A 22,689-nucleotide genomic window follows, 5' to 3' on the forward strand; every position below is an offset into this window, starting at 1 on the left:
TCTCGTTCACAGTGAAATGTCGCGTTTCCAGAAGATGAAGTCGTATTGCTGCAGGCGGTCGGCCTTGGCCTGGTACTGGCCGCCGGCGGTGGCCACCACCATGTCGAACAGGCCGTTGGCCACGTCCGGCAAGGGCGTGCCGTCGATCACGGGCCCGCAGTCATAGTCGATCAGGTCCGACAGTTTTTTCGCCACCCGCGTGTTGCTGGAGATTTTCAGCACCGGCACGATCGGGTTGCCCGTCGGCGTGCCCAGGCCCGTGGAAAACAGCACCACGTTGGCGCCCGAGGCCACGATGCCCGTCACCGATTCGACGTCGCCGCCCGGCGTGCACAGCAGCGACAGGCCCGGCTTCGGACTCTGCTCGCCGTAATCGAGCACGCAGACGATGGGCGAGGTGCCGCCCTTCTTCGCCGCGCCGGCCGATTTCATGGCGTCCGTGATCAGGCCGTCGCGGATATTGCCGGGGCTGGGGTTGTCGGCGAAATGCGTTCCGACGGCTTCGGCGCGCGCCTCGAAATCGCGCATCAGGCCCAGGAAACGGCGCTTGTCGTCGTCGTTCTCGCAGCGCTCGATCAGGTTCGCCTCGACGCCGCACAGTTCCGGGAATTCGGCCAGGATGGACGAGCCGCCGACGGCCACCACCATGTCCGACACCAGGCCCATGGCCGGGTTGGCGGAGATGCCGGAAAAGCCGTCCGAGCCGCCGCACTTGACGCCAATTTTGAGGTGCGACAGCGGCACCGGCTGGCGCCGCACCTTGTTCGCTTCCTTCAATTGCGCCAGCGTGTCCGTCAGCACAGCCTTCATCATGGCCTCTTCGCTATCCCATTTCTGCTGTTCGTAGATCAGGCAAGGCTTGTCGAAGTGCGGATTCTGTTTCGCCAGCGCGTCCTGGAACATGGCGATCTGCGCGTTCTGGCAACCGAGGCTGAAGACGGTGATGCCTGCCACGTTCGGATGGTCGGCGTAGGCGGAGAGGATCTTGCACAGCGAGCGCGCATCGGCGCGCGTGCCGCCGCAGCCGCCGTTGTGCGTGATGATGCGCACGCCGTCGAGGTTCGGGAACGGACGCACGACGGGTTTCGGCGCTTCCATGTCCTCGCCCAGCAGCGACAAAGTGAACGAGGCCAGGTCGTTGCGCGTGTAGCCGAGCGGCGCTTCGAGCGCATTGCGCAGGTGCTCGACGTTGCGGTTTTCGCAGAAGACGAGCGGGAAGATCAGCCAGTAATTGGCCGTGCCCACCCTGCCGTCGGCGCGCACCACGCCGGGGAAGGTGGCGCCGTCCAAGCGCGCCACGTCGGGCGGTGTCCAGCTGTATGGCGCCTGCGGCGCGAGTTCCACTTCGGCCGCGTAATGCTGCAGGTTTTCCGTGGTGACGGCTTCGCCGCGGCGGATATCCACCGTGGCCTTGCCGACGGGGACGCCGTACAGGCGCAGGATGTCGCCGGCCGCGAAGGCGCGGCGGGCCAGCTTGTGCTTGGTCTTCACGGCACTGCTGATCAGGATGGACTCGCCCTCCCAGTTCACCACCTCGCCGGCGGCCAGATCGGACAAGGCGACCAGCATGTCGTCGTCTGGGTGGATACACAACACTTTTTGCATGACTAATTCCTGGCGGCGGCTAAGGGATTACAGCTGAAAATACTTTTGCGCGTTTTCGTAGCAGATGCCGCGCACGATGGTCGACAGCGCCGCGAAATCATTCGGGTATTCGCCGCCGTGCACCCATTCGCCGATCTGGCGGCACACCAGGCGGCGGAAATAGTCGTGGCGCGGGTACGAGGCGAAGCTGCGCGAATCGGTCACCATGCCGACGAACACGCCCAGCACACTGTGATTGCCGAAGCCGACTAGCTGCTGCAGATTGCCTTCCTTGTGGTCGTTGAACCACCAGGCCGGACCGAATTGCAGCTTGCCCGCCACCGTGCCGTCCTGGAAATTGCCCACCATGGTCGACAGCACTTCGTTCATGTTCGGGTTCAGGCAGAACAGCATCGTCTTGGGCAGGCGGTCGTCCAGGTCCAGCGCGTTGAGCAGGGACGCCAGGCCGGCGCTGCAACGCATGTCCGAGATCGAGTCGTAGCCCGTGTCCGGCCCCAGCAAGCCGCGCATGCGGTCATTGTTGTTGCGCTGCGCGCCGATGTGCAGGCACATGGTCCAGCCGTAGTTCGCATACACGCGGCCGATCGCTTCGAGCAGGCCGCGCAGGTACAAGCCGTTTTCCACGTCGTTGAGCAAGGTGCCTTGCAGGCGCTTGGCGAACAGCGCTTCGAGTTCCTCGGCGCTGGCCGCCTGCACGGGCAGGGTCACGTCGACGGCGTGGTCGGAGATGCGCGCACCGCGCGAGTGGAAAAATTCCACGCGCACGGCCAGCGCGGCGATCAGCGAGGCAAACGAGGTGACGGGCACGGACGAGACGTCGCCCAGGCGCTGCAGGTACTCGGGGAAGCGCGGCTGGTTGATGCGCATGGCCTTGTCCGGACGGTAGGCGGGCAGCACGCGCGTCTTCAGGCCGGAGGCGGCGATTTGCGCATGCTGCAGCAGGTCGTCGGCCGGATCATCGGTGGTGCAGGCGATTTCCACGCCCGCCTGTTCCAGCAGCGACCAGGTGTCCATGGTGGCCAGCATGGCGTTGGCCTGCTCCCAGATGGCGTCCGCATTCGCTTCGTTGATCAGCAGGTCGATATTGAAGATGCGGCGCAGCTCCAGGTGGCTCCAGTGGTGGATCGGATTGCCGATGGCCAGTGGCAGCACCTTGCAAAAGGCGCGGAATTTTTCCTGGTCCGAGCGCTCGCCCGTGATGAATTCCTCGGCCACGCCGGCCGTGCGCATCAAGCGCCATTTGTAGTGGTCGCCGGCCAGCCACAGCTCGGCAATGTTGCGGAAAGTCTTGCGGCTGGCGATCTCGCCCTGCTGCAAATGCGAGTGGTAATCGATGATCGGCAGGTCGGCCGCCACTTCGTGGTACAGCTTGCGGGCCGTCTCGGTGGTGAGAAGAAAATCCTGATTCATGAACTCGGTCATCGTAGCCATCTCCTTGCTGCGCGCGACGGGCATCGCGCTATGTTTTGTCGTGGCACCAAATTGGCGCACTCTGATATATCAGGATATTAAATGTAATATATCAGTAAAGGCAAGCGCAAAAATCAAGTGAGGGCGTCGGATGGGCGTGGAAACAACAGGCGGCGGGCGGATGGTACGCGCGTCAGCGGGCGGCCGCCGGCAGAATGCGCGCTGGGCTCAGCGCGCGGTGGGCTGGCGCCAGGCAGCGCAATGCGGGCGATGGCGAGCGCTATCGGGCAAGCGCCTGGCGCAGGACGCCCCACTGCGCGAGCTTGTCGACATACGGCCGGGTATAGGCTGGGCTGCTCGATGGCAGGTTAATGATCTGGTAGCGCGACACCTGCTCGCCCAGCACCTTGATGCCCACCTTGGCGGCCGTGCCGCCATTGAAGGCGATGGCGCGGATGGCGGGAAAACGTGCCAGCAAGCCGGGCAGGTCGTTGTCGTCGCGGTTGCGGATATTGCTGTCGAGACTGCCTGCGCGGTGCGCCTGCGCCACCACGTCCCACAGGCCCACGCCATGCGCCAGCACGCTGGCCAGGCGCGCGTCGTACGGCAGGCCCGTCAATTCCACGCCCAGGATTTCGCCCAGCAGCCGCCAGAACTTGTTTTGCGGATGCGCATAGTACTGGCTGTGCGCCAGCGACTTTTCGCCGGGCAGGCTGCCCAGTATCAGCAGGCGCGTCTGCGCATCGACGACGGGATCGAAGCAGCGCTTGCGCGTGTCAGCCAGCGGCGCTGGCGTAGAAAGGGAAGAGCTCAAGGCGGATGTCCTGCGGTGTCTAAACAAGCCATTTTACCCGTGCCACGGCGGCAAACTGGCGACAGGCCGCCGGTGTAGAATTGCCGGATAACCATTCCGACAAGAGACGGCCCCATGCGCACCATCGATACCCTGCTGGCCCAGTATGGCGAAAGCCACCGCAACCACGTCAATGAATGGGTGCACATCGTCTGTGTGCCGCTGATCGTTTTCAGCCTGCTGGGGCTGCTGTGGAGCCTGCACGCCAGCGTGGCGCTGCTCGGCAGTATTGTTGCCCTATACTACTATTACAGGCTGTCGCGTCCGTTTGCCATGGGCATGCTGGTGATGTTGGCCGTCATGCTTGGCCTGCTGCAGGCCATGCCGGCGCTGACCATCTTGCCCGTGTCGCTGGCCGTCTTCGTGCTGGCATGGATAGGCCAGTTCATCGGCCACCAGATCGAAGGCAGGAAACCATCGTTCCTCGATGACCTGCGCTTTCTGCTGGTGGGGCCGTTATTCGTGCTGGGTTTCCTGTACCGCCGGCTGCGGCTGGCGTATTGAAATACTGGCGGTCACGAGCACCCGTAACAGATTTTTACTATTCGCAACTAGGTATCTCAAGCAAGTGTCCTTATGATAAGTAATAACTTTTTTTATGGCCGGTCGACGTAACCGGTACACCAATTTTTGTCCAAGGGAGTTCCACATGAAAGCACCAATAATTGCAGTGGCATTGCTGGCCACCTTGGCCGGCTGCGCCGTACAACCGAACTCGGCGAATGTCTACAATGCGCGCCAGGCGCAAAATGAACAATCGGTACGCATGGGTACCGTTGAATCCGTGCGCGAAGTGACCATCGACAAGGGCGAGACGGGCACGGGCGTACTGGCGGGCGCCGCCTTGGGCGGCGTGGCCGGTTCGGCCGTCGGCGGCGGCAAGGGCGCCATCGCGGCCAGCATCCTCGGCGCGGTCGCCGGCGGCATGGCCGGCCAGAGCATCGAAGCGAATGCCGCCAACAAGCGCGGCCTGGAAATCACCGTGCGCCTGGACAATGGCGACATGCGCGCCATCGTGCAAGATGCCGATGAACTGTTCCGTCCGGGCGAGCGCGTGCGCCTGCTGTCGGATGGCCGCAAGACCCGCGTCACACACTGATCGCCTTGCCGGCGCATGCGCTCAGCCGAATGCGCCGGCAGCGAGCCAGGCGGGAGGGTGCAGCCAGATGGCAATCACGGCGGTGACGATGACATACGCAATCACGCTGCATACTTTGAGCTGCAGTGAGGCGGACATGGCACGCTCCTTTGACGGTGCAATTCGACATGCATTTCGGAAAACAGTTACTTGATCATAAAGTAAATATTTTCATAAATTCAACATTCTCCAGAAGCACTGCGTTGGCTCAATGCCTGTGTGCATCTTCCGGCCCTCGTTGACAAGCTCGACCGGGACGCGCTATGCCCGTATACTTGCGCGATGTCCTCTCCCCTCCTGTTCATCATTGCCTGCCTGATCTGGGGCTCCACCTTCTGGGCCATCACCTTGCAACTGGGCGATGTCGCGCCCGCCGTTTCCGTGGTCTACCGTTTCGGCCTCGCCTCCGCCACCCTGTTTGCCTGGTGCGCGCTGCGCGGCGATACCCTGCGCCTGCCCTGGCGCGCACAACGATGGATGCTGCTGCAGGGCCTGGCCTCGTTCGCCCTCAGCTATGTGTGTACGTATAGTTCGGAGCAATACCTGGTCTCGGCCCTGGTCAGCGTGCTATTCGCGCTGATGGTGTTCTGGACGCCATTGCTCAACCGTATCGCTTTCGGCACGCCCATCACCTGGAGCACCTGCTGCGCCGCCCTGGTGGCCATCTGCGGCATCGTGCTGCTGTTTTACCAGTCCATCGGCGCGGCGCTGCAGGATATTCTGGGCGGCGGCAATGGACATTTCTTGCTGGGATTCATGCTGGCCCTGGTGGCCACCATGTCGAGCACGGTGGGAAACGCGCTCGTCATGAAAGTGCGCGAGCAGTCCGGCAACGTGATGCTGACCATGGCCTGGACCATGCTGTGGGGCACCCTGATGGTGGCCGCATGGGCCATCGCCACTGGCCAGTCCTGGCAAGTGCCCACGCGCCCCAGCTACTGGATGGGATTGCTGTACCTGGCCATTTTCGGCTCGGTGATCGCCTTCAGCGCGTATTTCACTTTAATCGCGCGCATCGGCACGCAAAAGACCGTGTATATCGGCGTCGTGACGCCCGTCATTTCCGTGCTGCTGTCGGTGCAGTTCGAACACTACCGGCCCGCCCCCATCGAGTGGCTGGGCATGGCGCTATGCCTGTCCAGCGTGGCCTGGGCCCTGACGTCGGGCGCGCGCAAGACCAGCGCCATCGCTTCCCTTTCCAGTAATCAACCAACCAAGGCAACATGAATACGTCACCCTCCCTCGCCATCCGGCCCGCGACCGCCTCCGACGTGGCCGCCATCTTCGGCATGATCCACGAACTGGCCGTCTTTGAAAAACTCGAACACATGATTAGCGCCACGCAGCCCATGCTGCACGACAGCCTGTTCGGCCAGCAGCCCGTGTGCGAAGCGCTGGTGGGCGAGGAAGACGGCGTGGTCGTCACCTTCGCCCTGTTCTTCCACAACTTTTCCACCTTCCTGTGCCGCAAAGGTCTGTACCTGGAAGACCTGTATGTGAAGCAATCGGCGCGTGGCAAGGGCTATGGCAAGCAGATGCTCGTGGCGCTGGCGCAACTGGCCGTCGCACGCGATTGCGGCCGCTTCGAATGGTCGGTGCTGGATTGGAATGAGAACGCGATCAACTTCTACCAGGGCATGGGCGCGGACGTGATGCCGGACTGGCGCATCTGCCGGGTCACTGGTGATGCCTTGACGCAATTGTCGGCGGGAACACCGACACCCGCATAAACCGATTGCCCAAAAAAAATCCCCGCGGGCTAGCGGCACCGCGGGGTGAACCCATTGTCAAGTGGGAGGGGGAGAATGCAATCAACGGTTATCAATATAAACGCTACGACTTGTCACTGCGCTGACCTTTACATTTGCTTACCGGGCCTTACATTTCCCTTAAATCTGACAGACGAATGTGCATCATTTGCCACAGTTTATTTCCGTGGCTCAATCAATGTGCCATGCAAGCCGATATGTTGTGGCGCAACCCCACTGCCGCCCTGCGATTTTCTATGGATTTGGTACACTGTCAGGCAGGCGATGCAGCCAGCAACCACGGCAAAAATGACCATGCGACGCTCCTTGGGTTTATTCAGGGTATCTGGGCCTGCGGCTGTCTCTTCACTTGGCCAAGCAGGAAAGATTCAGTGTGGCATCTTCGGCTCGTGGGGCATTGCGGAAGATCAAACGTGCCCACTTGGCGGCCCGATCGCGTTTGATGCGACGCAAAATGGCGGCATTCCGCTCACACAAAATGAACGAATCGCTACGCACTGGAGCCTCATCATGAATGTCTCTGCCAAACCGCTCGTCATGAAACTGTACCGCGCCTACCTGCGTTCCCGACTGGAACGCTACACGCGCGACTTGCAAGCCATCGCCGAACAGCGCGAGAACGACTTCCAGGCCGAACGCATCCTGCACCAGGCGGTCGTCTCGGTGCGCTCGAAACTGCATTCGCTGTAGCCGTGCAGACGTCAGCGCTGCCGGCCGGCAACGGCCCAGCGCTCCACCAGCTCGAACAAGCCTTGCGTCAGCAAGGCCAGCACGGCTGCGGGAATGGCGCCGGCAAGCAGCATGTCGTTGTCATTCAGCGCCAGGCCGATGGTGATGCGTTCGCCGTACCCGCCGGCGCCGATAAAGGCGGCGATGGTGGCCGTGCCCACGCTCATCACGGCCGCCGTTTTAATGCCCGCCAGCATCACGGGCAGCGCCAGCGGCAAATCCACATGCAGCAGGCGGTCGCGCCGGCTCAAGCCCAGTGCCAGCGCCGCCATGCGCAAGCCGTCCGGCACCTGCAGGATGCCCGTGCACGTATTGCGCACGATGGGCAGCAGCGCATACACGAATAGCGCCACCAGCGCCGGCACCATGCCGATCATGCCCAGCACGGGAATCAGGATCGCCAGCAGGGCCAGCGACGGCACCGTCTGCAGCACGCCGACGAACGCCAGCACCGTTTGCCGCAGCGGCGCCGAAAACGCCGCCAGCACGCCCAGCGGAACGCCGATCAGGCAAGCCAATGCCACCGACAGCAGCACCAGGGTCAGGTGCTGGCGCGTCAAGGTCCACAGATCGTCGCCGATGATTTTCTCCAGCAGATTGCTGCGCGCCGCCGGTTTGGTCGCCTGCGTCCCCGAGGCCAGCCACTGCCGCGCCACGTCCGCAAACCGCTTGCCATCGATTTCCACGGCCGCATTCATGGCGATCATGTCGCCCTCGCTGATGCGCCCCTGCAGCGCTTGCAACGCTTGCCAGGCGGCGGGAAAACGCGGCGGCAGGTCGAGCCGGTACAGCAGCATGGCGTCGTAGCGGGGAAAATACTGCTGCGTGTCGGCCAGCACGCGCAAGCCATATTGGCGGATCTTCGCATCCGTCGAATAGATGTCGATCACGTCCACCTGGCGCTGCGCCAGCGCCTCATAGGCGATGCCGTGATCGAGTCCGCGCGGACGCTGCGGCAAGCCATAGCGCGCGGCCAGGCCCGGCCAGCCGTCGATCCTGCCGATGAATTCATGTGACAGGCCGAATCTCAACGCGGGATGCCGCGCCAGCTGGTCCAGGCTGGCAATGCCCTGTTCATCGCCGCGCATGGCCAGCGCATAGGTATTGTTAAAGCCCAGCGGCACGGCCACGCCCAGGCCCAGCGGCGCCAGTTCGCGGCGCATCTGTTCCAGATCAATCGGCTTGTCGTGCTTGAGGATTTCGCTGGCGATGGTGCCCATGTATTCGGCATACACGTCGATGCTGCCCGCCTGCAGCGCGGCCAGCACGATGGCCGTGTTGCCCAGTCCCTGGCGGTGCTCCGCCCTGACGTGCGGCGCGGCGCTCTGGCGGACGATCTCGCCGAGGATGTAGGACTCCGTGAAGCGCTTCGAACCCACCTTCAGGGTGCCGCCGTCCAGAGCGTGCGCGGGCGCGGCGGCGAAGAGGAGCGACAACAGCAGGTAAAACAGACAGTCAACAACACGCACGCGGCGCTCCAGGGCGGATGATCAGTCCGGCAAGCTTACCACCGGCGTGCGCCAGACACCGCCATGCACCACGCCCGCGCACGGATTCAGGCCCAGCGCATACGCCAGGTCGGCCGGGCGCGCGATGCGCCACAGGGCGAAATCGGCGCGCTTGCCCAGGGCCAGGCTGCCCGTTTCATGCTGCAAGCCCAGCGCGCGCGCCGCGTGGCACGTGACACCGGCCAGCGCTTCCTGCGGCGTGAGGCGCCACAGGGTGCAGGCCATGTTCATCGCCAGCAGCAAGGACGTCATCGGCGAGGTGCCCGGATTGCAGTCGGTGGACACGGCCATCGGCACGCCGGCCGCGCGCAGCGCCGCCACCGGCGGTGGCTGCGTCTCGCGCAGAAAATAATACGCGCCCGGCAGCAGCACGGCCACCGTGCCGTGTCTTGCCATGGCGGCGATGCCGTCCGGCGACAAAAATTCCAGGTGGTCGGCCGACAAGCCGCCGTAGCGGGCCACCAGCGCCGCGCCGCCCAGGTCCGACAACTGCTCCGCATGCAGTTTCACGGGCAGGCCCAGCGCCTGTGCCGCGTCAAACACCCGCTGCGTTTGCGCCGGCGTGAAGCCGATGCGCTCGCAAAACGCGTCGACGGCGTCGACCAGGCCGTCGCCAGCCAGCGCGGGCAGCATCTGCGCGCACAGCAGGTCGATATACGCATCGGCCTGGCCCGTAAATTCGGGCGGCAGCGCGTGCGCGCCCAGGAAGGTGGTGCGCACGGACACGGGCAGCCGTTCCCCGATGCTGCGCGCCACGCGCAGCATCTTCGCTTCGCTGTCCGCGTCGAGGCCATAGCCGGACTTGATCTCCAGCGTGGTGACGCCCTCGGCCAGCAGCGCCAGCACGCGGGGCAGGCTTTGCCGCAGCAATTCATCGTCGCTGGCCGCGCGCGTGGCGCGCACGGTGGACATGATGCCGCCGCCGGCGCGGCTGATGTCTTCATAGCTGGCGCCATTCAGGCGCGCCTCGAATTCATCGCTGCGGTTGCCCGCATGGACGATGTGCGTGTGGCAGTCGATCAGGCCTGGCGTCAGCCAGCAGCCTTGCCCATCGTGCAGTACCGCACCGCTGGCCGGCAGCTCGTCGCCGGGGCCGAACCAGGCGATGCGGCCATCCTTGACGGCGATGGCGGCGTCGAGCAGCTCGCCGTAGCCGTTCACCATCGTGGCCAGGTGGACGTTGTGGATGACCATATCCCAGTCTTGCATGCTATTTCCTTCTCAGGTGAACAGGTCGACGCGCAGCACGGCCGAGCGCTGCAAGGCGTCCAGTTGCCACTCCGGCGCATCGTCGGCATCGAGCAGCAGCGCGTCATGGCGGGCCAGCGCGAACTGCTGCCCGCCACCGCGCGCCAGCACGGCGCCATCGCCGACGACGAACAGCAAGGTCGTCGCGCTGCGCCGCACCAGCCGGCCAGGCGCCATGATCTTTTCCAGCTGGTGGCGGCAGCGGTCGCGCCGCGTCATCACGTTGAAATCCGTCGTCGCGCCCTTGACTTGCGCATGCACGAGGGCCTCGCCGGGAAACCACAGCATCGGCTGCGCCGCGTTCAAGAGCACCTTGCGCGCGCCGTCCAGCGTCAGCTGCACGCTGTCGCCTTCGACCAGCATCAGGCTGCGGTCGATGCCGGGAAAGCTGGAAAACGGCCCGTCGGCCATGATGGTCGCCAGGCTGATGCGCCAGTCGAAATCATCAAAGCCCGCATCGGGCGGCGAAATGGCGATTTCCGTCGTGCTGCCTCCGCCATTCTTCCACGGTGCGGCGCGCAGGCATTCGTGCGCAAGGAAGCTGGCCATCAGAGCGCCCGCAGCTGGGCCAGGGTGCGCTTGTAGGCGGTGGCGATGGCGTCCTGCGCCACGTGGCGCCCGCCGCGTACCTGCCACTGGCCACCGCACAGCACGTCGCGCACCAGGTTATCGTTACCGCAGAACAGCACGCTGCCCAGCACATCGTCGATGGCCACGCCGCACAGGTTCACATGCGCGTCATCGAGCACCAGCAGGTCGGCGCGGCAACCCGGCGCCAAGGCACCGAGCTTGCGTCCGGCCGCCTGCGCCCCGCCCCGCAAGGCGGCTTGCCACAGGTAGTCGCCCACGCGGCGTTCGCCGGGTGTGGCGGCCACATTGCGCTGCTGGCGCTGCAAGCGCTGGCCGTATTCGAGCCAGCGCAATTCCTCGACGGGCGACTGTGACACGTGGCTGTCGCTGCCGACGCCGAAGCGCCCGCCAGCGGCGATGAATTCGGCCAGCGGGAACAGGCCGTCGCCCAGGTTCGCCTCCGTCGTCGGGCACAGGCCCGCCACGGCGCCGCTGGCGGCCATCCGCGCCACCTCGTCGGGCTGCACATGCGTGGCGTGCACCAGGCACCAGCGCGCATCGGCATCGACGTGATCGTACAGATACTGCACCGGGCGCCGGCCGCTGTAGTCCAGGCACTGGCGCACCTCGCCCTGCTGCTCGGCGATATGGATGTGGATGGGACGGCCCTGCGGCAGCGCGTCCGCCACTTCACGGATCTGCGCCACGCCGGCGGCGCGCAGCGAATGCGGCGCGAAACCCACCTCCACCTGCCCGCCGCGCTGCGGCGCCAGCGCCTCGATGATGCGCAGCACCTCCTGCGCGTCGGTGCGGAAGCGTGCCTGCTCGGGTTTGAGGGGCTGTGCGCCGAACCCCGCATGGCTGTACAGCACGGGCAGCATGGTCATGCCGATGCCGCTGGTGCGGGCCGCGGCCAGCACCCGTTCCGCCGTTTCCGCAGGACGCGCATACAGCGCGCCGGCCGCATCGCGCTGCAGGTAATGGAATTCGCACACGGCCGTGTAGCCATGGCGCAGGCATTCGGCAAACAGCTGCGCGGCGATGCTTTCCAGCTGCGCCGGCGTGATGTGGCGCGCGAAGCGGTACATCAGCTCGCGCCAGGTCCAGAAGCTGTCCGCGACATGACTGACCTCGTCACCCGCGACTTCCGTCATGCCGCCCAGCGCCCGCTGGAAGGCATGCGAATGCAGGTTAACCATGCCGGGCAAGACATACTCGGCCACTTCCGCGCCGGGCGGCGGCGTGGCGCCCTCCTCGACGTGGGTCAAGTCGCCGTCCGCATCCCATTCCAGCAGCACGTCGCGGCGCCAGCCTTGTGGCAGCAGCGCGTGACGCGCGAACAGACAGGTACTCAATGCGCCACCCATGCCACGGCCGCTGCCATCATCTGGCGCAGCAGCGGCTGCACCTTGGCCGCCAGGTCGGGCCGGTAGCCGAACGGCGCCGCCTCGTCCATGTACAGGCACTGGCACATCTCCAGCTGGATCGCATGCACGCGCTTGTCCGGCTGGCCGTAATGGCGCGTGATATGCCCGCCCTTGAAGCGGCCATTCAAGGCCACGGTAAAGGCATCCTGCGCGCGCGCGATGTCCACCACGGCGGACGTCAGGCCCGCATCGCAGCTGGCGCCATCGGCCGTGCCGAAATTCAGGTCGGGCAGCTTGCCGTCAAAGAAGCGCGGCACATGCGAGGCGATGGAATGGGCATCCCACAGCACCACGGCGCCATGCACGCGCAGCAGCCGGTCCAGCTCGGCGCGCAGCTGCGCATGATACGGCGCCCAGTAGCGCTGCAGGCGCTGCTGCACGTCGGCCGCATCGGGTTCGCGGCCGGCCAGGTACAGCGGCTCGCGGTGGAAGGTATCGCTGGGCAGCAGGCCCGTCGTATCCTGGCCCGGATACAGATTCGTGTCTTCCCGCGGACGGTTCAAGTCGATGGTGTAGCGCGACCAGCGCGCCGACAGCACGGACGCATCCATCTCCTGCAAAAAGCCATGCAGCTCGCGCAGATGCCAGTCCGTGTCGGCCTTGATCAAGGCCTGCGGCGTCATGCGCGCGGCGATATCGTCGGGAATGTCGGTGCCCACGTGGGGCATCGACACGAGCAGCGGGATGCTGCCTTCGTTGAAGCGGAAATCCATGCTTGTCTCCTTGCGCGCGCTCAGGCGTATAGCGGGGCGAACAAATTCTTGCAGGTGCTGCTCAACTCACCGTACAGCACCATCTGCTTGGCCGCCTCGATGTCGGGGGCAAAAAAACGGTCGGCATCGAAGAACGGCACTTTCTGGCGCAGCTGGTGGTGCACATGCTCCAGGTGCGGCGAGGTTTTCAGCGGACGGTGGAAATCGATGCCCTGCGCGGCGGCCAGCAGCTCGATGCCGACGATGACGGCCGTGTTGTGCGCCATGTCGTCCAGGCGGCGCCCGGCGAACGTGGCCATGCTCACGTGATCCTCCTGATTGGCGGACGTGGGCAGGCTGTCGACGCTGGCCGGATGCGCCAGCGACTTGTTTTCCGACGCCAGCGCGGCGGCCGTCACGTGGGCGATCATGAAGCCGGAATTGACGCCCGGGTCGCGCACCAGGAACGGCGGCAGGCCGGACAAGGTGGCGTCGATCAGCAGCGCGATGCGGCGCTCGGCCAGCGCGCCGATTTCGGCGATCGCCAGCGCCAGGGTGTCGGCGGCAAAGGCGACCGGCTCGGCATGGAAATTGCCACCCGAGACGATTTCCGCCTGCCCGGATTTGCCATCCTGGAAGATCAACGGATTGTCGGTGACGGCATTGGCTTCGATCAGCAGGGTGCGGCCCGCATTGCCCAGCAAATCCAGGCAGGCGCCCATGACTTGCGGCTGGCAGCGCAGGCTGTACGGGTCCTGCACGCGCTCGTCGCCTTCCAGGTGCGAGGCGCGGATGGCGCTGTTGGCCACCAGCTGGCGGTACATCTGCGCGGCCAGGATCTGCCCCGGCTGGCCCCGCACTGCATGCACGCGCGCGTCGAACGGCGCATCACTGCCCTTGGCCGCGTCCAGCGACAGCGCGCCCGTGACCATGGCCGCTTCCAGCAGGCGTTCGGCCATGAACAGACCATGCAGCGCCAGCGCGTTCGACACCTGCGTGCCGTTGATCAGCGCCAGGCCCTCTTTTGCCGCCAGCACGACGGGCGCGATGCCTGCCTGTGCCAGCGCCTCGGGCGCCGGCATCAATTCGCCGTTGACGCGCACGTCGCCCACGCCCAGCATGGCCAGGGTCATGTGCGACAGGGGCGCCAGGTCGCCCGAGGCGCCGACGGAGCCCTTGGCGGGAATGGCCGGCATGATGCCCGCGTTGTACAGAGCGATCAGGGTATCGACGATCAGCGGGCGCACGCCGGAAAAGCCGCGCGCCAGGCTGCCGATCTTCATCAGCATGATCAGGCGCACGACGGCGTCCGACAGCAGTTCTCCCGTGCCGACCGAGTGCGACAGGATCAGGTTGCGCTGCAATTGCTCCAGCTTTGCATCGGGGATGCGCGTCTTGGCAAGCAGGCCGAAACCCGTGTTGATGCCGTAGGCCGCATCGCCCTTGGCGACGATGGCCTGCACGGCGGCGGCCGACGCCTCGATGACGGGATAGGCCTCGGCGGCGAGGATCAGTTTCGCGGGCGCGGCCCACACGGCGCGCAGGTCGCCCAAGGTCATCGCGCCCGGTTTCAGGGTCCAACTTTTGGCATGCTGTGTCATAGTCATTCGGATTGAGGTCTCAAGGAATCATGGGAAGAATCAGGCCGTTGCGCTTGGCGCAGGCGGCCGCCGTTTCGTAGCCGGCATCGGCATGGCGCATCACGCCCGAGCCGCTGTCGTTGACCAGCACGCGGGCCAGGCGTTTCGCCGCCGCTTCTGTGCCGTCGGCCACGATGACCATGCCCGCATGCTGAGAATACCCCATTCCCACGCCGCCGCCATGGTGCAGCGAGACCCAGGTGGCGCCGCCGGCCGTGTTGAGCATGGCGTTGAGCAGCGGCCAGTCGGAAACGGCGTCCGTGCCATCCTTCATGCTTTCCGTCTCGCGGTTCGGGCTGGCGACGGAACCCGTGTCCAGGTGGTCGCGGCCGATGACGATGGGCGCCTTCAGTTCGCCCGTGCGCACCATCTCGTTGAAGGCCAGGCCGGCGATGTGGCGCTCGCCCAGGCCCAGCCAGCAGATGCGCGCCGGCAAGCCCTGGAAGGCGATGCGCTCGCGCGCCATGTCCAGCCAGTGGTGTACCTGCTTGTGGTGCGGGAACAGCTGCTTGATCTTCGCATCCGTTTTATAGATGTCTTCCGGGTCTCCCGACAGGGCCACCCAGCGGAACGGCCCCCGTCCTTCGCAAAATTGCGGGCGGATATACGCGGGCACGAAGCCGGGGAAGTCGAAGGCGTTCTGCACGCCCTGGTCGAACGCCACCTGGCGGATGTTGTTGCCGTAATCGACAGTGCGCACGCCCATTGCGTGGAAATCGAGCATGGCTTGCACCTGGGCGGCGCAGGAATCGGCGGCGGCCACCGTCAGGCGCGCGTGGCGCTGCGGGTCCTGCTGCGCCGCCTTCCAGTCCGACACGCTCCAGCCGCGCGGCAGATAGCCGTTGACCAGGTCATGCGCGGACGTCTGGTCCGTCACCAGGTCGGGCACCAGGCCGCCCGCCTTCGCGCGGCGCACCAGTTCCGGCAGCACTTCGGCCGCGTTGCCCAGGAGGCCAATGGAAATGGCTTCCTTGCGCTCGGTGTGGTACTTGACCAGTTCCAGGGCTTCGTCCAGGCTGGCCGCCTGCTTGTCCAGGTAGCGCGTGCGCAGGCGGAAATCGATGCTGCTTTGCTGGCATTCGATGTTGAGCGACACGGCGCCCGCCATGGTGGCGGCCAGCGGCTGCGCGCCGCCCATGCCGCCCAGGCCCGCCGTCAGGATCCAGCGTCCGCCCCAGTCGCCGCCGAAATGCTGGCGCCCCGCCTCGGCGAAGGTTTCATACGTGCCCTGCACGATGCCCTGCGTGCCGATGTAGATCCAGCTGCCGGCCGTCATCTGGCCATACATGAACAGGCCCTGGCGATCGAGTTCGTTGAAGTGTTCCCAGTTGGCCCATTTCGGCACCAGGTTGGAATTGGCGATCAGCACGCGCGGCGCGTCCGCGTGGGTCTGGAACACGCCCACCGGCTTGCCGGATTGAATCAAGAGGGTCTGGTCGTCTTCCAGCTCGCGCAGCGAGGCGAGGATCTGGTCGAAGCAGGCCCAGTTGCGGGCGGCGCGGCCGATGCCGCCATACACGACCAGGTGCTGCGGATTTTCGGCCACGTCCGGGTCCAGGTTGTTTTGCAACATGCGGTAGGCCGCCTCGGCCTGCCAACTCTTGCAAGCCATGACCGTGCCGCGCGGGGCGCGGATGGTACGGCTGGCATCAAAGCGTGGATCGGTGTCCATTGTGCTGTTCATGCTGTCTCCTCGTAGGGGGCGAGCGGACATGCGTGGTCCGCTCTGGTACGTCCAGCATAGGTTGTCTATACAACCAAGTCAACAGGTTTTCTTTGGGGTCAGACCCGCCGGGTCTGACCCCAGCCCTCTACACCATTCTATTTTTTCTCGAACACGCGCTGGCCCGCCACCCACGTCTGCAGCACCTGCGTCTTGCCGATGGCCTGGGGGTCGATCTTGAACAGGTCCTGGTCGACGACGATGAAATCCGCCCATTTGCCCGCTTCCAGTGTGCCGATGACCTTCTCCTGGTGCGCCGCCCAAGCCGCGTCCAGGGTGAAGCAGCGCAGCGCTTGCGTCACCGTCATCGCTTGCTGCGGATACCAGCCGCCGGCCGGGAATCCCGCGCTGTTTTGCCGCGTGACGGCCGCATGGATGCCCTCGAACGGGTTCGGCGACTCGATGGGGAAGTCGGAGCCGCAGGCGATGCGCGAGCCCTGCTGGAGGAAGGTGCGCCACGCATACGCGCCCTTGATGCGTTCATGGCCCACGCGCTGCTCCGCCATGTTCTGGTCGGACGTGGCGTGCGTGGGCTGCATCGACGGCACGATGCCCAGGCTTTTGAAACGGGGGATGTCGGACAATTGCACCACCTGCGCGTGCTCCATGCGGTGGCGCAGGCCCATGCCATGGTATTGCGCGATCAAGGCCTGGTAGCCGTCGAGGATTTGATGGTTGCCGGCGTCGCCGATGGCGTGCACGTTCACCTGGTAGCCGGCGCGCATGGCTTTTTCCATCTTCGCGCGCATGGCATCATCTTTGAAGAACAGCAGGCCGCTGGTGGTCGGATCGTCGCTGTACGGCGCCAGCAGGGCCGCGCCGCGGCTGCCCAGGGCGCCGTCGGACAGCAGTTTCACGGCGCGCAAGGCGTACATGTCGCGCGCATAGCTTTTTAATGGGCCGCTTTTTGACAATGCGTCGAAGTCTTCCGTCGTGTCGGCAATCATGCCGTAGACGCGCACCGTCAGCTTGCCGTGGTCCGCATAGTCGCGGAACAGCTGGTCCTGCATCTGGCCGATGCCCGCGTCGTGCACGCTGGTCAGGCCCGCCTGCGACAGCTGCGCCAGCGCGCCATCGAGGGCGGCGCGGTTTTCCACGTCGCCCGGCTTGGGCAGCACGGCGGCCATCAAGTCCATGGCATTATCGACCAGCACACCGGTGGCGTTGCCATCCGCGTCGCGCTCGATCTTGCCGCCGGCCGGATCCGGCGTGACGCGCGTGATGCCGGCCAGCGCCAGCGCGCGGCTGTTGGCCCAGCCCGCGTGGCCATCGACCCGGCGCAGCCAGACGGGCCGCGCGCTTTCCACCGCATCGAGTTCCGCCGCCGTGGGAAAGCGCCCCAGCTTCCAGATTTCCTGGTTCCAGCCGCTGCCGATGATCCAGCCGCGCTCGGGATGCGCGCGGGCGAAGTCGCCCACGGCCTGCACGGCGGCCGGCAGCGACGATGAACCGTACAGCATCACGCCGCTGGCGATCGTCCCCAGGCCGAAGACGTGGCCGTGCGCGTCGATCAGGCCAGGCAGCACCGTCTTGCCCTGTACGTCGATATAGGTGGCGCCCTTGGCCGCCTGGCGTTTTACATCGGCAGCGCTGCCGATGGCGAGCAGCTTGCCCGCGTCGTCAAAGGCCAGCGCCGTAAAGCGCAGCACCTTGCCGTTGGCGTCGAGCGTGTAGCCGTTGGCATTGCCGATGACGGTATCGGCGTGCGCGTGGGCGAAAGTGCCCAGGCAGGCGAGAACGAGCAGGGTGCGGCGCAGGGTCGGCATTTCCATCTCCAGGTCTTAGTCGTTGGCAAAAAGACGAGTGTATAGAAATTGGCAAAATGGTCAATCAGGCAGCAGTGGGTTGCCGCAGCATCAGCCAGTAATCGCAGCCCGTGACGGCTTCCGCGTAGCGCCCCACCGAGACGAAGCCCAGGCGGGCATAAAACGGCAGGCTGCGTTCGTTGTAGGTCTCCAGGAAGCAGGCGGCGCCCGCCGCATCGACGGCCGCCAGGCCTGGCGCCAGCACGGACGCGCCCAGTCCCCGCCCCTGCGCGTCCGGGGCGATGCCGGCGATCGACAGATACCAGGCCGCGCTCAAGTCGTGCGATGCCAGCGCATGCTCCATGTTTGCGACGATGGCCGTGAAATGGGCAAAGCCCTGCTCTCCCAGCAGCACGCGCAAGGCATCCTCGCGCTGCGCGTAGGCGGCCTGGCGCCGGGCCGCCGGCGTATCCGTCGTCCAGATGGCGGCGCCATTGCCGGCCGCATCGGCCAGGTCGACGCGGCCCGCTTGCCAGCCTTCGGCCAGCGCCAGCGCGAAGTACGCTTCCAGCATGGCCAGCCGCGCCGCTTCGTCGTCGCCGCAGGCCACCGTGACGGCGCGGTAGAACGGATCGCCGATCAGGGCGGCGGCCAGGCTGCGGGCGGTATTGGAAACTTCGGTATGCGATGGGCTGGACATGGGATTCTTTCAGTTCGTTGTATCTTGCGACGCCCGGCATCTTAACGCAAGCGCCCAAGCCTTGCGCCTGGTCAATACTCGCATCGCGGTGCCAGCCTACGCTGGCGTTTTGTCGCGGAGTCCCCATGGCCAGGCACCATGTCATCAGCACCACCGCGTGCGACGTGTTCTTCAAGCTCGTGGCCCACCAAAAGAAAAGCCTGGGCGCGCGCTTCGACAGCATGATCGTCACCTTCAGCGCCGACGGCCAGCCGGTGCGCGGCGCGACCCTGCGCGATGCAAAAAGCGGCTGCGAACTGCACCGCCTGGCCGGCCAGCCCGACGAATGCTGGTGCTGCGGCTACGACGAGCAGCTGGAATTCGTCTCGCAAAACAAGGTGCCGCTGGCGCATGCCGACTACCGGCTCACCTTGAGCAATGGCGAAACGTGGACGGGGACGACGGATGCGAAGGGACGCACGGGGCGCGTCACCAGCAAGCGGGAAGAGCAAATAACGATGGTGGAGTTTTTCCCACAAGAAGACAGCCTTCCCTGCTGCTCTGCTGCACCAGACCCAGTGGCTTCGACGACGATAATAGTGGAGCTACAAGACGTAAAAACGACCGACAAGGATCTCGATACATCAGTAAAACAGGTAAAAATCGATAGCATGGCTCGCCCGCTTACCCAGGGTGAAATAGACATGGCATGGATGATTTTCGAGGATGCCGTCGACTATAGCAAAGTCAAAATTCACAAGAGGCCTTATCTATGGCTGTTCCAACCAAAAAACACTGCCATGACACCCAATGGGGAAATGTACTTTCATGAGTCGAGATTTCTGGACGATTTTTCTAGTACTGATAGGATCCGGCGCCGTTGGTTCATTCACGAAATGGTCCATGTTTGGCAGTATCAACTGAGATACCCAGTGGCAATGCGGGGCGCATTCAGAATTGGGTTGGATTATAACTATGAGCTCAGCCACACAAAAAGACTAGCTGACTACAACATGGAAGCACAAGGGGATCTACTGGCTGACTACTATGCGTTAAAGTATTTGAAGCATCCTCCAACGATGCAACAGGAGCAATATGCCAATGACCAAGCACTATACGAAGAAGTACTCAGTGACTTTTTCACAGACAGAAAAAGCGAAAAAAATTTACCTGGCGGCAATATCGAGCGTACTCCTCTCGTCGATATCCCTTGAAGTATCCGCAAGATCGCGCATCGCCGACGCAGAAGTAAGTTCGGTTGACGGCGTACCGTGTTTCACAATCTCGCAGAAGGAAGAAAGTCGCAACGGCCAGCCACTCCTGGGAGCACTCAGCATTTCAGACCTGTCAGAAAAGCCCGTCGTTGGTGTGTGGAGTTTTTATATGACTGGTGGAAAAAAAGTACCGCTCTCGTCAAAAAGCTGCCTTCGGTATGGTGACCTTCCCCAAGGAGCGAACGGCATGCCCGCCCCTGAACTGCAAACAGGACGGGTCTACAGCATTTTCCTCAATGGAAGACCAAATGATCCTGCAGACCCTACCTATGGCTACATGGGAAAGTTTTGCATAGTAGCCACGGCCACTGGTGAACGAAAAATCATCGCCATTGGCAGCGACACGCCAGCGTGGAAACAGGATAGTTGCCCGGAGCATTCGCTCATCAGATAGTGCAAGGATCGCCATGCCATATCGTCACACACTGCTATTCCTGCTTGCCACGCTGACGACTATCAATGCCTCGGCGTGGTCGCGCATGGGCACAGCCGCCGTCATGACAGAGGCTGGCCTTCCCTGCTTCAAGATTGCCAGCGAAGAGGAGCATTCAAGGGGGCCTGTCAGCCTGAAGATGCTGACGATCAGCACACCTGGGCCGAATGGCTGGAAAGATGTATGGACGGTCATGTTTCCCAATGCATCGTTTGGCGACCCCAGCTATCGTCTGCCAAACAAGGGATGCGTGCGCTATGGCAAGGCACCCGAGGGGGCCGAGAGCAGCGATGCCGCGCCGCTGGTTGCGGGAAAAGTGTATGGCGTATCCTTCCTGGGAAGGCCGCCATCCGCGTCCGATCCCACTTCGCGCTACTCGGCAGATTTCTGCCTGCTCACGGCACCCGCCGGGGGTTTCCAGGTAATTCAACTGAAAAATAGCAAAAATACTTGCGCGCCCGAGGAAAAACCAAGATAGCGCGTGCCATTGCATCCGTCACGCACAGACCACGCCTCGCGTTCAAGACTTGGGCGGAACCGCCTCAATCGATTCCTCCCCCCGCTGCGCCGGCGCCCTGAACCATTCGCCGGGCGGCACCACGTGCGATTCTTTCGGGTCATCGATGTAGTGCGGCGAGGTGATCTGCACGTCGAATTCGTTGAAGACGTCGATGATGTTCTGGTGCAGGCGGTTCAGCACTTCGGCGCGCTGGCGGGGGACTTCGGCGCTGGCGTAGGCGACGAGACGGTATTGCACGTAGTAATCCTGCAGGGCCAGTTGCATCACGTACGGTTTCGGCGTGGTCGACAGTTCCATCGTGCGCGAGGCGGCCAGTTCCAGCATGGCGTGCACTTGCCGCCACGGCGTGGCGTAGCCGATGGTGACGGTGGAGTCGAGCACGAAGCCGCCGCCGGGCTGGGCGCGCGAATAATTCTTGGTCGTTTGCGACATCACCCATGCGTTCGGCAAGGCCACTTCCTCGCCCAGGCCCGTGCGCAGGCGCGTCTCGAACATGCCCAACTCGACCACGGTGCCTTCGCAGTCGCCCACGCGCACATATTCCCCCTTGCGCAGGGCGCGCGTGTACATCAGGATCAAGCCGCTCGCGCCCTGGCCGACGATGCTCGACGCGCCGATCGACACCATCAGGCCCACCAGCACGGACAGCCCCTGGAAGGCGGCCGTGTGCGAACCGGGCAGATACGGGTACGCCATGGCCAGCGCGAACAGCCAGATCACCACGCTGGCGATGCGGCGCGTGGGCAGGGCCGTGTCCTTGTCGAGCCAGCCGATCTGCAGTTCGCCGCTTTCCACGCGCTTGAACAGCGAGGCGGCCGTGGCGGCGATCAGGCGCGCGATGGCGAAGATCACGCACACCAGCACCAGGCCCGGCAAGGCGCCGATGATGGCGTGGAAGACGTCGGCCGCCACGTCGAACAGGTAGCCGCTCAGGCTTTCGCCCCACGAACGCGTGTACGGCAGGCGGCCCAGCACGAAGGCGGCCCACAGATAGGTGGCCATCAGGCGCAAGCCCCACAGCACGGCGCTCAGCAGTTGATACGCGAAGGCGATGTAGTGCTCGGCGTCGAGCACGCGCACGTTTTTCAGGCGCACGTCGCGCAGGCGCGCCGCCAGCAAGATGCCGCTGCGGCGCTTGGCCCAGCGGTACAGGCGCGTCAGCCCCACCCACACCAGCCAGAACACGAGGGTGGCGGCTGCGCACACGGCGGCGGCGATGGCCAGGTAGCGCCAGCTGCCCTGTTCTCGATAGTCGAGCACGGCCTTGCTCAGCTCCTCGGCCGCCGTTTTCGCCACACTTTCCGTCGTGTCGCCGGCCAGCAAGTTGACGTCGCCGGGCACGACGACGAACAGTTGCACACCATCGAGCAGCACTTGCGTGCCTTCGGGAATCATGCGCGTGCTCGCCTGCAGCGGACCGTTTTTCGCCAGCACGCCTTCCAGGCGGCGCTGCGCCCCAATGGCGCGCTCGTCGGGCGGATAGCCGGCCAGCGCGGCGCGGAAGACAAATACCTTGCGGTTGGCAAACATCAGCGGCGCCGTCCTGGCCGACGCGCCATTCGCCTGAGAAACGGCGGACGCGGCCTGCGAAACGAGCGAGGAAGAGTCCTCATCCGCATGGGCTGCGGGCAGCAGGAAAATCGTCAACAGGAACATCAGGCGGAGCAACGCGGACATGGCAGGAGGAAAAAGTGGCTGGGAGTGGCCATCATGCCATGTAATCCTG

General features: G+C 64.4%; 21 protein-coding genes. 7 read left to right on the plus strand and 14 right to left on the minus strand.

The features are described 5' to 3' along the window. Positions 1-6: 6 nt before the first annotated feature. The 3 genes from BM193_RS13750 to BM193_RS13760 all read right to left on the minus strand — a co-directional run bounded on the left by BM193_RS13750 (position 7) and on the right by BM193_RS13760 (position 3,829). Entirely contained in the window at positions 7-1,605 is a 1,599-nt protein-coding gene (locus tag BM193_RS13750; RefSeq protein WP_092796608.1) for a UxaA family hydrolase, read from the minus strand. Positions 1,606-1,632: 27 nt separating this feature from the next. After that, positions 1,633-3,036, minus strand: a complete 1,404-nt coding sequence (gene uxaC, locus BM193_RS13755) for a glucuronate isomerase (RefSeq protein ID WP_217649396.1) — start codon at positions 3,034-3,036, stop codon at positions 1,633-1,635. 259 nt (positions 3,037-3,295) lie between these two features. Continuing rightward, the gene (locus BM193_RS13760) at positions 3,296-3,829 is read right to left on the minus strand and encodes a DNA-deoxyinosine glycosylase (protein ID WP_254786121.1); all 534 of its coding nucleotides are present in this window, start codon (positions 3,827-3,829) and stop codon (positions 3,296-3,298) included. A gap of 114 nt (positions 3,830-3,943) precedes the next feature. On the opposite strand from BM193_RS13760, the gene BM193_RS13765 reads away from it, so the two are divergent. From BM193_RS13765 to BM193_RS13780, 4 genes are all read left to right on the plus strand, one after another. Further along, complete coding sequence (locus BM193_RS13765; protein WP_092796612.1) at positions 3,944-4,372, plus strand: Mpo1 family 2-hydroxy fatty acid dioxygenase; 429 nt, start codon at positions 3,944-3,946, stop codon at positions 4,370-4,372. Between the two features lie 145 nt (positions 4,373-4,517). Next, the gene (locus tag BM193_RS13770) at positions 4,518-4,967 is read left to right on the plus strand and encodes an outer membrane lipoprotein (protein WP_092796614.1); all 450 of its coding nucleotides are present in this window, start codon (positions 4,518-4,520) and stop codon (positions 4,965-4,967) included. Between the two features lie 321 nt (positions 4,968-5,288). Then, entirely contained in the window at positions 5,289-6,233 is a 945-nt protein-coding gene (locus BM193_RS13775; RefSeq protein ID WP_092796616.1) for a DMT family transporter, read from the plus strand. Beyond that, the gene (locus BM193_RS13780) at positions 6,230-6,736 is read left to right on the plus strand and encodes a GNAT family N-acetyltransferase (RefSeq protein ID WP_092796618.1); all 507 of its coding nucleotides are present in this window, start codon (positions 6,230-6,232) and stop codon (positions 6,734-6,736) included. Before BM193_RS13775 ends, BM193_RS13780 begins: the two co-directional genes overlap by 4 nt. Positions 6,737-6,933: 197 nt before the next feature. On the opposite strand, the gene BM193_RS28775 is transcribed toward BM193_RS13780, so the two are convergent. Continuing rightward, entirely contained in the window at positions 6,934-7,071 is a 138-nt protein-coding gene (locus BM193_RS28775; RefSeq protein WP_175533277.1) for a hypothetical protein, read from the minus strand. Positions 7,072-7,285: 214 nt separating this feature from the next. Between BM193_RS28775 and BM193_RS13785 the strand changes: the two genes are divergently transcribed. Further along, positions 7,286-7,465 (plus strand): hypothetical protein, encoded by a 180-nt coding sequence (locus BM193_RS13785; protein ID WP_092796620.1) that lies wholly within the window; start codon positions 7,286-7,288, stop codon positions 7,463-7,465. A gap of 11 nt (positions 7,466-7,476) precedes the next feature. Here the strand turns inward: BM193_RS13785 and BM193_RS13790 are convergent, their stop codons facing one another. The 9 genes from BM193_RS13790 to BM193_RS13830 all read right to left on the minus strand — a co-directional run bounded on the left by BM193_RS13790 (position 7,477) and on the right by BM193_RS13830 (position 18,757). Next, a complete protein-coding gene (locus BM193_RS13790; RefSeq protein WP_254786122.1) occupies positions 7,477-8,973 on the minus strand; it encodes an ABC transporter permease/substrate-binding protein in 1,497 nt (498 codons plus the stop codon). 21 nt (positions 8,974-8,994) lie between these two features. Further along, on the minus strand, positions 8,995-10,221 hold the full coding sequence (hutI, locus tag BM193_RS13795; protein ID WP_092796622.1) for an imidazolonepropionase: 1,227 nt from the start codon (positions 10,219-10,221) through the stop codon (positions 8,995-8,997). A 12-nt stretch (positions 10,222-10,233) separates the two neighbouring features. Continuing rightward, positions 10,234-10,809 (minus strand): HutD/Ves family protein, encoded by a 576-nt coding sequence (locus tag BM193_RS13800; protein ID WP_092796624.1) that lies wholly within the window; start codon positions 10,807-10,809, stop codon positions 10,234-10,236. Then, positions 10,809-12,197, minus strand: coding sequence for a formimidoylglutamate deiminase (locus tag BM193_RS13805; protein ID WP_092796626.1), 1,389 nt, complete (start codon positions 12,195-12,197; stop codon positions 10,809-10,811). Before BM193_RS13805 ends, BM193_RS13800 begins: the two co-directional genes overlap by 1 nt. Further along, complete coding sequence (hutG, locus tag BM193_RS13810; RefSeq protein WP_092796628.1) at positions 12,182-12,970, minus strand: N-formylglutamate deformylase; 789 nt, start codon at positions 12,968-12,970, stop codon at positions 12,182-12,184. Before hutG ends, BM193_RS13805 begins: the two co-directional genes overlap by 16 nt. A gap of 20 nt (positions 12,971-12,990) precedes the next feature. Beyond that, a complete protein-coding gene (gene hutH, locus BM193_RS13815; protein WP_092796630.1) occupies positions 12,991-14,550 on the minus strand; it encodes a histidine ammonia-lyase in 1,560 nt (519 codons plus the stop codon). A gap of 19 nt (positions 14,551-14,569) precedes the next feature. Beyond that, positions 14,570-16,273, minus strand: coding sequence for a urocanate hydratase (gene hutU / locus BM193_RS13820; RefSeq protein ID WP_092796633.1), 1,704 nt, complete (start codon positions 16,271-16,273; stop codon positions 14,570-14,572). A 137-nt stretch (positions 16,274-16,410) separates the two neighbouring features. Then, on the minus strand, positions 16,411-18,078 hold the full coding sequence (locus BM193_RS13825; protein WP_092797180.1) for an amidohydrolase: 1,668 nt from the start codon (positions 18,076-18,078) through the stop codon (positions 16,411-16,413). Positions 18,079-18,142: 64 nt separating this feature from the next. After that, on the minus strand, positions 18,143-18,757 hold the full coding sequence (locus tag BM193_RS13830) for a GNAT family N-acetyltransferase (protein WP_092796635.1): 615 nt from the start codon (positions 18,755-18,757) through the stop codon (positions 18,143-18,145). 125 nt (positions 18,758-18,882) lie between these two features. Between BM193_RS13830 and BM193_RS13835 the strand changes: the two genes are divergently transcribed. Both BM193_RS13835 and BM193_RS28345 read left to right on the plus strand, forming a co-directional pair. Next, positions 18,883-19,950: a hypothetical protein gene (locus BM193_RS13835; protein ID WP_092796637.1), complete on the plus strand. Its 1,068-nt coding sequence runs from the start codon at positions 18,883-18,885 to the stop codon at positions 19,948-19,950. Positions 19,951-20,417: 467 nt separating this feature from the next. Further along, entirely contained in the window at positions 20,418-20,921 is a 504-nt protein-coding gene (locus BM193_RS28345) for a hypothetical protein (RefSeq protein ID WP_139176051.1), read from the plus strand. A 42-nt stretch (positions 20,922-20,963) separates the two neighbouring features. On the opposite strand, the gene BM193_RS13845 is transcribed toward BM193_RS28345, so the two are convergent. Continuing rightward, positions 20,964-22,640: a mechanosensitive ion channel family protein gene (locus BM193_RS13845; protein WP_092796639.1), complete on the minus strand. Its 1,677-nt coding sequence runs from the start codon at positions 22,638-22,640 to the stop codon at positions 20,964-20,966. Positions 22,641-22,689 lie beyond the last annotated feature (49 nt).

Source organism: Janthinobacterium sp. 344 (assembly GCF_900112025.1).
Taxonomy (GTDB): Bacteria; Pseudomonadota; Gammaproteobacteria; order Burkholderiales; family Burkholderiaceae_D; genus Janthinobacterium.

What these genes read in the sequence shown, in the direction of transcription:
- BM193_RS13750 (WP_092796608.1), bottom strand. Translation starts at nt 1,605, where the DNA reads ATGCAAAAAGTGTTGTGTATCCACCCAGACGACGACATGCTGGTCGCC.
- uxaC (WP_217649396.1), bottom strand. Translation starts at nt 3,036, where the DNA reads ATGGCTACGATGACCGAGTTCATGAATCAGGATTTTCTTCTCACCACC.
- BM193_RS13765 (WP_092796612.1), top strand. Translation starts at nt 3,944, where the DNA reads ATGCGCACCATCGATACCCTGCTGGCCCAGTATGGCGAAAGCCACCGC.
- BM193_RS13770 (WP_092796614.1), top strand. Translation starts at nt 4,518, where the DNA reads ATGAAAGCACCAATAATTGCAGTGGCATTGCTGGCCACCTTGGCCGGC.
- BM193_RS13775 (WP_092796616.1), top strand. Translation starts at nt 5,289, where the DNA reads ATGTCCTCTCCCCTCCTGTTCATCATTGCCTGCCTGATCTGGGGCTCC.
- BM193_RS13780 (WP_092796618.1), top strand. Translation starts at nt 6,230, where the DNA reads ATGAATACGTCACCCTCCCTCGCCATCCGGCCCGCGACCGCCTCCGAC.
- BM193_RS28775 (WP_175533277.1), bottom strand. Translation starts at nt 7,071, where the DNA reads ATGGTCATTTTTGCCGTGGTTGCTGGCTGCATCGCCTGCCTGACAGTG.
- BM193_RS13785 (WP_092796620.1), top strand. Translation starts at nt 7,286, where the DNA reads ATGAATGTCTCTGCCAAACCGCTCGTCATGAAACTGTACCGCGCCTAC.
- hutI (WP_092796622.1), bottom strand. Translation starts at nt 10,221, where the DNA reads ATGCAAGACTGGGATATGGTCATCCACAACGTCCACCTGGCCACGATG.
- BM193_RS13800 (WP_092796624.1), bottom strand. Translation starts at nt 10,809, where the DNA reads ATGGCCAGCTTCCTTGCGCACGAATGCCTGCGCGCCGCACCGTGGAAG.
- BM193_RS13805 (WP_092796626.1), bottom strand. Translation starts at nt 12,197, where the DNA reads ATGGGTGGCGCATTGAGTACCTGTCTGTTCGCGCGTCACGCGCTGCTG.
- hutG (WP_092796628.1), bottom strand. Translation starts at nt 12,970, where the DNA reads ATGGATTTCCGCTTCAACGAAGGCAGCATCCCGCTGCTCGTGTCGATG.
- hutH (WP_092796630.1), bottom strand. Translation starts at nt 14,550, where the DNA reads ATGACACAGCATGCCAAAAGTTGGACCCTGAAACCGGGCGCGATGACC.
- hutU (WP_092796633.1), bottom strand. Translation starts at nt 16,273, where the DNA reads ATGAACAGCACAATGGACACCGATCCACGCTTTGATGCCAGCCGTACC.
- BM193_RS13825 (WP_092797180.1), bottom strand. Translation starts at nt 18,078, where the DNA reads ATGCCGACCCTGCGCCGCACCCTGCTCGTTCTCGCCTGCCTGGGCACT.
- BM193_RS13830 (WP_092796635.1), bottom strand. Translation starts at nt 18,757, where the DNA reads ATGTCCAGCCCATCGCATACCGAAGTTTCCAATACCGCCCGCAGCCTG.
- BM193_RS13835 (WP_092796637.1), top strand. Translation starts at nt 18,883, where the DNA reads ATGGCCAGGCACCATGTCATCAGCACCACCGCGTGCGACGTGTTCTTC.
- BM193_RS28345 (WP_139176051.1), top strand. Translation starts at nt 20,418, where the DNA reads ATGCCATATCGTCACACACTGCTATTCCTGCTTGCCACGCTGACGACT.
- BM193_RS13845 (WP_092796639.1), bottom strand. Translation starts at nt 22,640, where the DNA reads ATGTCCGCGTTGCTCCGCCTGATGTTCCTGTTGACGATTTTCCTGCTG.